This is a genomic window from Microbacterium azadirachtae (genome assembly GCF_000956545.1).
In the GTDB taxonomy this organism is placed as follows: Bacteria; Actinomycetota; Actinomycetes; order Actinomycetales; family Microbacteriaceae; genus Microbacterium; species Microbacterium azadirachtae.
In genome coordinates this window covers 47,700-60,390 of the sequence record NZ_JYIT01000082.1, presented here as the reverse complement: position 1 = coordinate 60,390, position 12,691 = coordinate 47,700, and the positions used below count along the sequence as shown (strand labels likewise).

The window sequence follows — 12,691 nt, the reverse complement described above, 5'->3', positions numbered from 1 at the left end:
CCCGTGGCGGATCGTGCGCCCGTCGCCCGAGGAGGGCCAGGCCGCCGGGATCCGCCGCTCCTGCCTCGAGCCGGCTACCGCGTCAGCAGTGCGACAGTCTCCAGGTGGTGGGAGTGGGGGAAGAGGTCGAAGGCGCGCATCCGACGCGGCTCGTACCCGTGCGCGCGGAACGTGGCCAGGTCACGGGCGAGCGCGACGGGGTCGCACGCGACGTAGGCGACCGCCGCCGGCTCGAGGGCGACGACGTCCTCCACCACGGCACGACCGGCTCCCGAGCGCGGCGGGTCGAGCACGACCGCGCCGCCGGCGACGTCTCCGAGGTCGGCTTCGCCGGCCTTCAGGAAGCGGTCGACGCGGGCGGTGACCGCCTGCACGCCCAGGTCGCGCAGGTTCTCGGCCGCGTGCCGGATCGCGCGCGGCGACGACTCGACCGTCGTGATGCGGCGAGCGCCGAGTCTCGCGAGGGTGGCCGAGAAGAGACCCACGCCGCCGTAGAGGTCCAGATGCGCGGCCGACGGATCCACGACTCCGTCCAGCAGCTCGGCGACGGCGCCGTCGAGGAGATCCGCGGCGGCCGGGTGGATCTGCCAGAAGCCGTCCGCGTCGAGCGCGAAGGAGCGCCCGGCGGCCTGCTCCACGATCGTCTGGGGTGCGGGGCGCCGGGGCGTGCGCCGCGCTCCGCGGCCGCGGGCCCGCCGATCCGCCTCAGGATGCAGCACCTGTCGCACCTCGCCGTCGGCGGGCTCGATCAGCTCGACCCGCCCTTCCGGGATCCCCCGGAGCCCGCGCGCCACCGCATCGATCGCCGGGCGCGCCAGCACGTGCTGGGCGACCGGGACGACGCGGTGGCTGCGCGCCGCGAACGGCCCGACCCGCCCTTCGTCGTCGACGTGGAGGGTGACTCTGGTCCGCCAGTGCTCGTCCACGCCCGTCGCCTCGACCTCCGGGGCCTCGATGCCCCCGCCGGCGAAGCGGTCCAGCGCCTCCTGGAGCACCCGGCGCTTCAGCACCCGCTGGTGGCCGATCTCGATGTGGCCGAGGTCGGCGCCGCCCGGGCGCTGCCCGGGGGCACGGCTGACGTCGGCCTCCGCCCACACATGCGCGCGACGGTGGGGCGAAGCGTCCAGCACCTCGACGGTCTCGGCACGCCAGAACGACCGGGTGTCGGCGTCGGCGGACGGCCGGTCCAGCCGCGCCCGCACACGCTCCCCGGGGATCGCGTCGGAGACGAACACGACGCGTCCCTCATGCCGGGCGACGAAGACGCCGCCGTGCGCGATCGCGGTCACGTCGAGGTCGAGAAGAGCGCCCTCGGACGCGTCGGAATCGGTCACCTCTCGATCATCCCAGACCACGGCCGTCCGCGGATCCGACCCGATAGCGTGGAGCCCATGCGCGTGTGCCTCGCCTCCACCTCGCCCGCCCGGCTCGCCCTGCTGCGTCAGAGCGGGATCGAGCCCCTCTGCCTGAGCCCCGACGTCGACGAGGACGCGGTCGCCGCCGCCGAGGCGGAGCGCCGGGGCCGCGTGCTCACGCCGCAGGAGGTCGTGCTGCTGCTCGGGCGCGCGAAGGCGGCCGAGGTCGCGGCGCGCATCCACGAGGCGCATCCCGATTTCGAGGGGATCGTGATCGGCGGCGACTCCATGTTCGAGCTCGACGGCGCGGTGCACGGCAAGCCGTACGAACCCGAGCGCGCGATCGCCCGCTGGCATGCGATGCGCGGGCGGACCGGCGTGCTGCACTCCGGGCACAGCGTCTTCCTGGTGCGGCCCGGCGAGCCGTCCCGCGAGGTCCACGCCGTCGCCGAGGCCGCCGTCACGTTCGCCGGCGACATCGACGACGCCGAGATCGAGGCGTACGTCGCCACCGGCGAGCCGCTCCTCGTCGCGGGCGCCTTCACCGTCGACAGCCTGGGCGGCGCGTTCATCGAGCGGGTGGAGGGCGACCCGTCGACCGTCGTCGGCATGTCGCTGTCCACGCTGCGGCACCTCGTCGGACGCCTCGGGATCCGCTGGACCGATCTCTGGAACGCCCTGCCGGACGCCTCCTGAGCCCGACTCCGGCCGGGATCGACCCGCGACCTCCTCTCCGCTTCGTAGGATCCAGGAAGCGATCCGACCGAATTCTTGTGGAGGGTCGTCAAAAATATCGGCTCGGCTGTCGATAGGCTGACATCCATGCCTGCCATCGCCAAGGTGCTCGTCGCCAACCGCGGCGAGATCGCCGTCCGCATCATCCGCGCCGCGCGCGACTCCGGTCTCTCCTCCGTCGCCGTGTACGCGGATCAGGACCGGGACGCCCTGCACACCCGGCTCGCCGACGAGGCGTACGCCCTCGACGGCTCCACCAGCGCCGAGACCTACCTGCAGATCGACAAGATCCTGTCGGTGGCCCGCCGCGCCGGTGCCGACGCCGTCCACCCCGGCTACGGCTTCCTCGCCGAGAACGCCGACTTCGCCCGCGCCGTCATCGACGCAGAGCTCGTGTGGATCGGCCCCTCCCCCGCGGCCATCGAGGCGCTCGGCGACAAGGTCACCGCCCGTCACGTGGCGGAGAAGGTCGGCGCTCCGCTCGCTCCCGGCACCCCCGGTCCGGTCGAGACGGCGGAGGAGGTCATCGCCTTCGCCGAGAAGGTGGGCCTGCCCATCGCGATCAAGGCCGCCTACGGCGGCGGCGGACGCGGCCTCAAGGTTGCCCGCGAGCTCGACGAGGTGGCGGAGCAGTTCGAGTCCGCGACCCGTGAGGCGATCACCGCCTTCGGCCGCGGAGAGTGCTTCGTGGAGAAGTACCTCGACAAGCCGCGCCACGTCGAGACGCAGTGCCTGGCCGACGCCGAGGGCAACGTCGTCGTCATCTCGACGCGCGACTGCTCCCTGCAGCGCCGCCACCAGAAGCTCGTCGAGGAGGCCCCCGCGCCGTTCCTCACCGAGGAGCAGAACCGTGTGCTCTACGAGGCGTCCAAGGCGATCCTCAAGGAGGTCGGCTACGTCGGCGCGGGAACATGCGAGTTCCTCATCGGCGCCGACGGCACCATCTCGTTCCTCGAGGTGAACACCCGCCTGCAGGTCGAGCACCCGGTCTCCGAGGAGGTCACCGGGATCGACCTCGTCCGCGAGCAGTTCCGCATCGCGGCCGGCGGCACCATCGACTACGACGACCCCGCTCCGCAGGGCCACTCGATCGAGTTCCGCATCAACGGCGAGGACCCGGGTCGTGGCTTCCTGCCCCAGCCGGGACCGATCCACGTGTTCAAGACCTTCGGCGGCCCCGGCCTGCGCCTTGACTCCGGTGTCACGGCGGGCGACGTCGTCTCCGGGGCTTTCGACTCGCTGCTCGCGAAGATCATCGTGACCGGCAAGGACCGCGCCGAGGCGCTGGAGCGCTCGCGCCGCGCCCTGGACGAGTTCGAGGTCTCCGGCCTGCCGACCGTGCTGCCGTTCCACCGCAAGGTCGTGAACGACCCCGCCTTCACCGCGGAGGACGGCCGCTTCGGCGTCTACACGCGCTGGATCGAGACCGAGTTCGTCAACGACATCCCGGCCTGGGACGGCGAGCTCGAGCCGGCCGCCGAGCCGAAGGGCCGGCACACGGTCGTCGTCGAGGTCGCCGGCAAGCGTCTCGAGGTGAGCCTGCCCGATCGGGTCGCCGCCTCCGTCGTCGGCACCGGCGGACGTCCCGCCGCGGTGCCGCCGTCCCGGCGCAGCCACGCGAAGACCGTGAACGCCGGCGCGTCCGGCGACGCCGTGAAGTCGCCGATGCAGGCCACCGTCGTCAAGGTCGCCGTCGAGGAGGGACAGCAGGTCGTCAAGGGCGATCTGGTCGTCGTCCTCGAGGCGATGAAGATGGAGCAGCCCCTGCAGGCGCACAAGGACGGCGTGATCGGCAACATCAACGCGGACGCCGGTGCGACCGTGTCCGCCGGGCATCAGCTGCTCACCATCAGCTGACTCCCCGCGGCCCGCGAAGGCCGCGTGGACGACGAAGCGGCGCTCTCCCGAGGGAGGCGCCGCTTCGTCGTCCGCGGTGCGGTCAGCCCGCGATGTAGACCTGGTGCATCGCGCGGGTGGCGTCGGTGATGCTGCTCGTGATCGACGGGTAGGCCGCGAACACGCGCGACACCTGATCGACGTTCAGCCGGCGCTCGACGGCGATCGCGAGGGGGTAGATCAGCTCCGAGGCGCGCGGGGCCACGATGACGGCGCCGATCACCGTGCCGGATCCCTTGCGCGCGAGGATCTTCACGAAGCCGTCGCGGATCCCCTGCATCTTGGCGCGCGGGTTGGCGGCGAGCGGCAGCTTGTAGGCGATGCCGTCGGCCACGCCGTCCTCGATGTCCTTCTCCGAGAAGCCGATCGTGGCGATCTCGGGGGCGGTGAAGATGTTCGCGGTGATCTTGAGCTTCTCGAGCGGGATCACGATGTCGCCGAGGGCGTGGAACACGGCCGTGCGGCCCTGCATCGAGGCGACGGAGGCGAGCGGGAAGAAGTTCGTGCAGTCGCCAACCGCGTAGATGTTCGAGACCGAGGTGCGCGCGACCCGGTTGACGCGCACGTGGCCGGAGTCGGTGAGCTCGACCCCCACGTCCTCCAGGCCGATGCCCGCGGTGTTGGGGATGGATCCGACCGCCATCAGGCAGTGGCTGCCCTCGACCGTGCGCCCGTCCGACAGCGTCACGGTGACGCCGTCCGCGGTGCGCTCGACCTTGTCGGCGCGGGACTTGGAGAGCACCGTCATGCCGCCGCGCTTGAAGACCTTCTCCAGCACGTGCGCGGCATCCTGGTCCTCGCCCGGGAGCACCTGGTCGCGGCTGGAGATCAGGGTGACCTTGGCGCCGAGGTTCATGTACGCGGAGGCGAACTCGGCACCGGTGACGCCCGAGCCGACCACGATGAGGTGCTCCGGCAGCGTCTTCATGTCGTAGAGCTGGGTCCAGGTGAGGATCCGCTCGCCGTCGGGCTTGGCGGAGTCGAGCTCGCGCGGGGACGCGCCCACGGCGACGATGAGGGTGTCGGCCTCGACGCGGTCGAAGTCGGTGCCGTCCTCCGAAGTCGACACGACGATCGCGTTGGGACCGTCCAGGCGGCCGTGACCGGAGAGGATCGTGACCCCGGCGTCGAGCAGCGTGGTGCGCATGTCCTCCGACTGCTGGCCGGCGAGGGCCATCAGCCGCTTGTTCACCGCGGCGAGGTTGATCGCGATCTGCGGCTTGAGCGGCTTGCCCTCTGCGCCCTTCGCGTAGAACTGCACGCCGAGGTCGGTGGCCTCGCTGATCGCCACCGCGGCGTCGGCCGTGGCGATGAGGCTCTTGGAGGGAACCACGTCGGTGAGCACGGCGGAGCCGCCGACCCCCACCCTCTCGACGAGCGTCACCTCCGCACCCAGCTGGGCTGCGGCGAGCGCCGCCTCGTATCCGCCGGGGCCGCCGCCGAGCACGGCGACACGCTGAGAGCGCTCGAACATCAAGGTCATGGGATCCATTCTTCCGCATCCGCGCGAGGTCGACGATCCGCGCCCTCGCTGCTCTTCCGAGCCCGCCTCCCCGGCGGCGAGCGCGGGGCCGTATCCTCGATCTCATGGCTGATCAGATCCACCCCCTCGACGACCCGGGCGCCGACCCCTTCGCGATCGCCGCGGAGGCGGCCGCCGACATCCACCGGCTGACCGGCGTCGACCACCACGACATCGCGGTCACCCTCGGCTCGGGCTGGAGCAAGGCCGCCGAGCTCATCGGCGAGACGATCGCGACCATCCCCGCCACGGAGGTCACCGGATTCTCGAAGCCCGCGCTCGAGGGCCACGTGGGCACGCTGCGCAGCATCGTCACCCCCGGCGGGAAGAACGTGCTCGTGATCGGCGCGCGCACGCACTACTACGAGGGCCACGGCGTGCGCCGGGTCGTGCACAGCGTGCGCACCGCGGCGGCGACGGGCGCCAGGACCATGGTGCTCACCAACGGCGCCGGCGGGATCCGCGAGACCTGGAAGCCGGGGCAGCCCGTGCTGATCAGCGACCACATCAACCTCACCGCGGACTCCCCGCTCGAGGGCGCGACCTTCATCGATCTCACCGACCTGTACAGCACGCGGCTGCGCGAGCTCGCCCGCACGATCGACCCGACGCTCGACGAGGGCGTCTACACGCAGTTCCGGGGGCCGCACTACGAGACCCCGGCCGAAGTGCAGATGGCGAAGGCCATCGGCGGCCACATCGTCGGCATGTCGACCGCGCTCGAGGCGATCGCGGCCCGGGAGGCCGGCATGGAGGTGCTCGGGTTCTCGCTCATCACGAACCTGGCCGCGGGGATCCAGAAGACCCCCCTCAGCCACGCCGAGGTCATCGAGGCGGGCAGGGAGGCCGAGCCGGTGATCTCGGGCCTGCTGGCCCGCGTGATCGGGGCGCTGTGAGCGGCCAGGAGGCGGCCCTGCTCACGCAGGCGCGCGCCTGGCTGCGGCAGGATCCGGATCCGGAGACCCGCGACGAGCTCGCCGGTCTCATCACGCGCGCCGGATCGGGCGACGAGGCGGCGCTCACCGACCTCGCCGACCGCTTCCGCACCCGCCTCGCGTTCGGCACCGCCGGCCTCCGCGGGGAGCTCGCCGCCGGATCGAACCGCATGAACCGGGTGCTCGTGGCTCAGGCCGCCGCCGGGTTCGCCGCATACCTCTCGGAGAAGGCCGCCCCCGGCACGGTGCCGACCGTGGTGATCGGCTACGACGGCCGCAAGAACTCGCGCGTCTTCGCGAAGGACTCCGCGGAGATCTTCGCCGGCGCGGGGCTCCGCGCGGTCCTCCTGCCGCGCCTGCTTCCGACGCCGGTGCTCGCCTTCGCCGTGCGGCACCTGGGCGCCGACGCGGGGGTCATGGTGACCGCGAGCCACAACCCGCCGAACGACAACGGCTACAAGGTGTACCTCGGCGGTGCCGATCAGGGCTCGCAGATCGTCTCCCCCGCCGACGCGGAGATCGCCGCGCACATCCAGCGCGTGGCCGACCGCGGCGACGCCGGGTCGATCCCGCGCTCCGACGCGTACGAGACGGCCGGCGAGGACGTCGTCGACGCCTACGTCGCCGCGACCGCGGCGGTCGCTCCGGCGCCGGTGGGCACCGCAGGCCTCCGCTGGGTCTACACGGCCATGCACGGGGTGGGCTGGGAGACCTTCTCCCGCATCATCGGCGAGGCCGGCTACCCCGCGCCGTGGACGGTCGGCGAGCAGCGCGACCCGGATCCCACGTTCCGCACCGTCTCCTTCCCCAACCCGGAGGAGCCGGGGGCGATGGATCTGGCCTTCGCGAAGGCGCGCACCCTGGGCGCCGAGCTCGTGATCGCGAACGACCCGGACGCCGACCGGCTCGCCGTCGGCATCCCCGACGAGAGCGTCGAGGGCGGCTGGCGCCGGCTGACCGGCAACGAGGTCGGACTGCTCCTGGGCTGGCGCGCGGCGCGCGCAGCCACCGCGGACGGCCCCGCAGCCCCGGGCACGTCGCTGGCGTGCTCGCTGGTCTCCTCCCCCGCGCTCGGCGCGGTGGCCCGGCACTACGGGCTGGACTTCCACGAGACCCTGACCGGGTTCAAGTGGATCTCCCGCGCCCCCGGCATCGCGTTCGGCTACGAGGAGGCGCTGGGCTACCTGGTGAATCCCGACACGGTGCGCGACAAGGACGGCATCTCCGCCGCGGTGGCGCTGCTCGGCCTGGCCGCGGAGGCCCGCAGCCGCGAGGCGACGCTCGCCGACCTGCTCGAGGAGGTCGCCGCCGAGGTGGGCCACTTCGCCAGCGGGCAGGTCTCGATCCGCGTCGAGGACGTCTCGGTGATCGGCCGCATCATGGCGGCGCTGCGCCAGGATCCGCCCGCCGCCTTCGGCGCGACGGCGATCTCGGCGACGGAGGACCTCCTCGTCGCCGGCGGCGACGCGCCCGCGGGCGACGTGCTGCGCTACCGCCTCGCCGACGGGTCCCGGGTGATCGTGCGCCCCAGCGGCACCGAGCCCAAGCTCAAGGTGTACATCGACGCCAGGGCGGACTCGGCCGATGCCGCCCGCGCCGCGGTCGCCGGCCTCGACGCCGCGATCCGCGAGCTGCTGGCGCGACGGGGCTGACCGTGCCGGCCCGATCCGTCGTCATCCGCGCCGAGGGCGGGGCGCACGCGCGCCCCGTCGCGGAGCTGGTGCGCCTGGCGCTGGCGCACGAGGGAGCCGTCGCGCTCACGACCGCCGAGGGGCGGACCGTCGATCTCGGCAGCGTCCTGGCGGTGATGGATCTCGCCCTCGCCCCCGGGGACGAGGTCGTGCTCAGCGCGGACGGGCCGGGCGCCGAACGGCTCCTGGCGGCGATGGCGCACGTGCTCGACGGCTGAGCGCCGGTTCAGCCGTCGATCACCGCGACGAGCTCGTCCAGGAAGCCCGCGAAGGCGGCCCCGCGTCGCACGATGCGCTGGACGCTCTCGCCCTCGCCGAACACCTCCACCAGCTGCTCGAACACGGTCTGGAACGCGTCCCGGTCCTGCTCGCTGAACGCGGCGAGCGCCACGACCTGCACGCGCCCGCTCCCCCACGCGACCGAGCCCGCGGCGACGCCCACCGCGATCGCGGTGCGCTGCGCCGTCATCTGCAGGGCGTGGGGCACGGCGAGGGCGTCGCTGAACGCGGTGGACGAGAGCCGCTCCCGCTGGATCGTGTTCTCGATGTAGTCCTCGCCGATGAGGCCCGCCTCGACGAGCCGACCGCCCAGCAGCCGGATGATCGCCTCCTCCCCGATGTCGGGCAGCGGGTGCACGTACGCGTCCTCCGAGAGGTAGCGGGACAGCTCCTCGCGCAGCCGGGCCAGTCGGCGCGCACGCCGCAGCCGGGCGGCGGCCTGCTGCACGCGCTCGACGTCGGCCTCGGTGAGGAACGGCTGGATCAGCACCACGCGCTCGGCCGCCGCCGGAAGCGGGACCGTGCTGAGCACCAGATCGCTGTCGATCTCGGATTCGCGCGGATCCATCGCGGTGATCACCCGCACCACCTCGATGCCCTGCCCGAGCGAGTGGTCGACGCGCGAGCGCAGGACCTCGTGCAGCTCGTAGTAGCCGGGGCAGACGATCGTCGCCGTCAGCAGGGACTCCGCCCGGCGGCTGCGCTCCAGCCGGCCGCCGATGTGCATCGCCACGTACGCGATCTCGTCGTCGTCGGCGCGCAGGCCGAGTCGCTCCTGCAGCCCGCTGACCACCGAGACGGCCACCTCGAAGATCATCGGGTAGGCCGCCTTCAGCGAGCGCGTCAGCGGGTTCCGCGCGCGCGACTCCTCCTGCGCGCGGCGGAGCAGGTTCTGCACGTGCAGGGCCAGGCGCAGGATGAAGGCCTCGTCGACGAGATCCACCTGATAGTCCGATGACGCCTGCACCACCTCCGCGCGCACCGCCGCCTCCACCTCGGCGTCGAGGCCCGCACGGGCGAGATCGGCCGGATCCGCGCCTCCGGGCGTCACGATCCGGGTGAGGACGAGGCGGGCGAGATGTGCGAGATCGCCGGCGCCCAGCTCGACGCCGAGCTGCTCGCGGGCCAGCCGGCCGATGGCCTCCGCCACCGGATCCGCCCCCGGGGCGGAGTCGTCGCCGGGGCGGTCGGCGCCCTCCAGCTCGCGTCCCGAGGCGACCCGGTCCGCGGCGATGGCGATGTGCAGAAGCACGTCGGCGATCGCGAGCTCGTTCACGTAGTAGCCGAGTCCGCCGAGGGCCGCCACCAGCGCGTCCTTGAACGGCGACACCGCCTCCGGGGGGATCGCGCCCCCGGCGAGCGCGAAGCGGAACGGGTCCACGGGGAAGTCCGCCGCGTCCATCTCGTCGTGCGCGAGCCGGCTGAGCAGCCGGCGCTGATCGCGCTCCGCACCGCGCAGCCGCACGACGTCCCTGTCACGCTCGAGCGTCAGGCGCGTCCCCTCCAGCAGCGAGCGGATCCGGACGAGGTCGGCCTCGAGGGTCGCCTCGCTGACGTGCAGCCGCTCTGCCGTGTCGAAGACGTCGATGCCCGCCTCGTCGTCGAGCAGCGCGCGGACCAGCCCGTGCAGCCGCGCGCGCGGCGTCGATCCGGCACCCGCCCTGGCGGCGAGCGCGGCCCGGGCCGCGGGGCCGGCGCGGTATCCCGCCGCGCCCGAGACGACGGCGTCGCCGTCGGGCACGCGCGCGTTGAGGGCGGTGACGTAGGCCCGGACGCTGCGGGGCGTGACGCCCAGGAGGTCGGCGAGGCGGGGACCGGTCATCCACGCGTCCTCGCGCAGCAGCACGCTCAGCAGCCGATCCTGCCGTCGAGTAGACACCCCGTCGTCCCTTCACCCGTCCCCGCGCACCGCACGGTCACCCTCATGATGCCAGCATCGGGGGCACCGGGCTCCGGAACGGGCGTTCCGCCCAGGCGGAAGCGTTCCTGGTGGCCGAGGCCGCGCCCTCCGTCGAACAATGACGGAAGGAGGAACGAATCGATGAGGATCCAGGTCATCTGCGGCGCGGGTGCTTCCAGCACCTTCGTCGCGGCACGACTCCGCCGCGCCGCACTCGCCGCGGGCTCCGACTGGGAGGTCGCCGCCGCGCCGGCCGACGACGTGGATCCGTTCGCCGACGTCATCCTGCTGGGTCCGCACATCGCCGCGCTCCGTGAGGAGATCGGCCGCCAGGCGCCCCGCGCCCGGGTCGCCGTGCTTCCCGAGGACGCCTTCACCGACCTGGACGGCAGGCGCATCCACGCGTTCGTGGTCGCCGCCGACTCCGCACCGAAAGGAACGCCATGACCGCCCTGACCCGCACCGTCCGCATCGGCTCGTCGCACGGACTCCACGCCCGTCCGGCGAAGATCTTCGCCCAGGCCGCGAAGGAGACCGGGATCCCCGTCACCATCGCCAAGGACTCCGGAAAGGCGGTGAACGCCGCGAGCATCCTCGGCGTCATCGCGCTCGGTCTCGAGCAGGGCGACTACGCGACCCTCACCGCCGACGGCGAGTCGGCCGAGTCCGCGCTCGATCGGCTCACCGAGCTGCTGGCCACCGACCACGACGAGGGCGTCGCCTGATGGCCGTGCTGCGAGGAGTGGGCATCGGCCAGGGGGTCGCGACGGGCCCCGTGCTGCACATGGCGGAGGCGGCCCCCGCCCCCGAGGACGTGCCGAGCACCGTCGGCGCCGACGCCGAGCGCACCCGCGTGCAGGAGGCGATCGCGGCAGTCACCGCCGAGCTGAACCGTCGCGCAGAAGCCGCGGGCGGCGCCGCCCGGGACGTGCTCGAGGCGCAGGCGATGATCGCAGAGGATCCGACCCTGGCCGACGAGGTCGAGGAGCGGATCTCCGCCGGATCGACCGCGGAGTGGGCGGTGCACGACGCGTTCGCCGGCTTCCGGGCCTCGCTCGAGGCGGTCGGCGGCTACCTCGGCGAGCGCGCGGCGGATCTGGACGACATCGCTCAGCGCGTGATCGCCCGGCTCCGCGGGGTCGCCGCGCCCGGGGTCCCCGATCCGGATCACCCGTTCGTGCTCGTCGCCCGCGACCTGGCTCCTGCCGACACGGCCCTGCTCGACCTGGACAAGGTCCTCGCACTGGTCACCACCGACGGCGGGCCGACCTCGCACACCGCGATCCTCGCCCGCGAGAAGGGCATCGTCGCCGTCGTCGGCGCCGCAGAGGCGGCCGGGGTGCCGGACGGCGGGACCGTGATCGTGGACGCGGCCTCCGGCACCGTCACCACCGAGCCCGCGCCGGAAGAGATCGCGCGCGCCGCCGCCCGCGCCGCGGATCGACGAGCGGCCGACACGGCGCCGCCGACACCGGGCGCCCTCGCCGACGGCACCCCGATCGCCCTGCTCGCGAACCTCGGCAAGCCCGGCGACGCCGTGGACGCCGTCGCGCGCGGCGCCGAGGGCGTCGGTCTGTTCCGCACGGAGTTCCTGTTCCTGTCCGCGAGCCAGGCGCCCACGGTGACCGCGCAGCGCGACGCCTATCGCGAGCTCCTCTCCGCGTTCCCCGGCCGCAAGGTGGTCGTGCGCGTGCTCGACGCCGGTGCCGACAAGCCGCTGCCGTTCCTCAACGACGCGCACGAGGAGAACCCGGCCCTCGGCCTGCGGGGCCTGCGCGCCCTCCGCGCCAGCGAGGACATCCTCCGCGAGCAGCTCACCGCGCTCGCCGAGGCGGACGCCGAGACCGAGGCCGACCTCTGGGTCATGGCGCCGATGGTCGCCACGGTCGAGGAGACCGCGTACTTCACGGCGCTCGCCCGGGAGTACGGCCTCCGCACAGCGGGGATCATGGTCGAGGTCCCGTCGTCCGCGCTCCTCGCCGACCGGCTGCTCGCCCACGCGGACTTCGCCTCGATCGGAACGAACGACCTCACCCAGTACACGATGGCCGCCGACCGGCTGCTCGGGTCGGTCGCCTCGTTCCAGGACCCCTGGCATCCCGCCGTGCTGCGGCTGGTCGCCGAGGTCGGCCGCGCCGGCGCCGCCCTCGGCAAGCCGGTGGGCGTCTGCGGCGAGGCCGCTGCCGATCCGCTGCTGGCCGTCGTGCTCGTCGGCCTCGGCGTCGGCTCGCTCTCCATGGCCCCCGCGGCGCTCTCGGACGTGCGCCGCACCCTCTCGCTGCACACGCTCGACCAGGCCCGGCGCATCGCCGAGGCCGCCCTGGCCGCCGATGACGCGGCCTCCGCCCGTGCAGCCGCTCAGGCGGCCGGCTGAATCC

General features: G+C 73.4%; 11 protein-coding genes. 8 read left to right on the top strand and 3 right to left on the bottom strand.

Features of this window, described 5'->3' with window-relative positions; genetic code table 11:
* Nucleotides 1–74: 74 nt before the first annotated feature.
* Nucleotides 75–1,334, bottom strand: a complete 1,260-nt coding sequence (locus RL72_RS13340; RefSeq protein WP_045251353.1) for a class I SAM-dependent RNA methyltransferase — start codon at nucleotides 1,332–1,334, stop codon at nucleotides 75–77.
* Between the two features lie 57 nt (nucleotides 1,335–1,391).
* On the opposite strand from RL72_RS13340, the gene RL72_RS13335 reads away from it, so the two are divergent.
* Together RL72_RS13335 and RL72_RS13330 are read left to right on the top strand one after the other, a co-directional pair.
* On the top strand, nucleotides 1,392–2,051 hold the full coding sequence (locus RL72_RS13335; RefSeq protein ID WP_045251469.1) for a Maf family protein: 660 nt from the start codon (nucleotides 1,392–1,394) through the stop codon (nucleotides 2,049–2,051).
* Nucleotides 2,052–2,177: 126 nt separating this feature from the next.
* The gene (locus tag RL72_RS13330) at nucleotides 2,178–3,947 is read left to right on the top strand and encodes an acetyl/propionyl/methylcrotonyl-CoA carboxylase subunit alpha (protein WP_045251352.1); all 1,770 of its coding nucleotides are present in this window, start codon (nucleotides 2,178–2,180) and stop codon (nucleotides 3,945–3,947) included.
* An 82-nt stretch (nucleotides 3,948–4,029) separates the two neighbouring features.
* Here the strand turns inward: RL72_RS13330 and RL72_RS13325 are convergent, their stop codons facing one another.
* Nucleotides 4,030–5,478, bottom strand: coding sequence for an NAD(P)H-quinone dehydrogenase (locus RL72_RS13325; RefSeq protein WP_045251351.1), 1,449 nt, complete (start codon nucleotides 5,476–5,478; stop codon nucleotides 4,030–4,032).
* 95 nt (nucleotides 5,479–5,573) lie between these two features.
* Between RL72_RS13325 and RL72_RS13320 the strand changes: the two genes are divergently transcribed.
* From RL72_RS13320 to RL72_RS13310, 3 genes are read left to right on the top strand one after another with little or no spacing between them, the layout of a single operon-like run.
* On the top strand, nucleotides 5,574–6,404 hold the full coding sequence (locus RL72_RS13320; RefSeq protein ID WP_045251350.1) for a purine-nucleoside phosphorylase: 831 nt from the start codon (nucleotides 5,574–5,576) through the stop codon (nucleotides 6,402–6,404).
* Nucleotides 6,401–8,095: a phospho-sugar mutase gene (locus RL72_RS13315; protein WP_045251349.1), complete on the top strand. Its 1,695-nt coding sequence runs from the start codon at nucleotides 6,401–6,403 to the stop codon at nucleotides 8,093–8,095. Before RL72_RS13320 ends, RL72_RS13315 begins: the two co-directional genes overlap by 4 nt.
* A 2-nt stretch (nucleotides 8,096–8,097) precedes the next feature.
* Entirely contained in the window at nucleotides 8,098–8,352 is a 255-nt protein-coding gene (locus RL72_RS13310) for an HPr family phosphocarrier protein (protein ID WP_045251348.1), read from the top strand.
* Between the two features lie 8 nt (nucleotides 8,353–8,360).
* Here RL72_RS13310 and RL72_RS13305 read toward each other — a convergent pair whose 3' ends face one another.
* Nucleotides 8,361–10,292, bottom strand: a complete 1,932-nt coding sequence (locus RL72_RS13305; protein ID WP_175491316.1) for a BglG family transcription antiterminator — start codon at nucleotides 10,290–10,292, stop codon at nucleotides 8,361–8,363.
* 162 nt (nucleotides 10,293–10,454) lie between these two features.
* Between RL72_RS13305 and RL72_RS13300 the strand changes: the two genes are divergently transcribed.
* Genes RL72_RS13300 through ptsP form a run of 3 tightly spaced genes read left to right on the top strand, consistent with a single transcriptional unit; the run spans nucleotide 10,455 to nucleotide 12,687 of the window.
* Nucleotides 10,455–10,760 carry a PTS sugar transporter subunit IIB gene (locus RL72_RS13300; RefSeq protein ID WP_045251347.1) on the top strand — a complete coding sequence of 102 codons (306 nt, stop codon included), beginning with the start codon at nucleotides 10,455–10,457 and terminating at the stop codon, nucleotides 10,758–10,760.
* Nucleotides 10,757–11,038: an HPr family phosphocarrier protein gene (locus RL72_RS13295; protein ID WP_045251346.1), complete on the top strand. Its 282-nt coding sequence runs from the start codon at nucleotides 10,757–10,759 to the stop codon at nucleotides 11,036–11,038. The genes RL72_RS13300 and RL72_RS13295 overlap by 4 nt, the downstream gene beginning before the upstream one ends.
* Nucleotides 11,038–12,687, top strand: a complete 1,650-nt coding sequence (gene ptsP / locus RL72_RS13290; RefSeq protein ID WP_045251345.1) for a phosphoenolpyruvate--protein phosphotransferase — start codon at nucleotides 11,038–11,040, stop codon at nucleotides 12,685–12,687. The genes RL72_RS13295 and ptsP overlap by 1 nt, the downstream gene beginning before the upstream one ends.
* The last annotated feature ends 4 nt before the right edge of the window (nucleotides 12,688–12,691 follow it).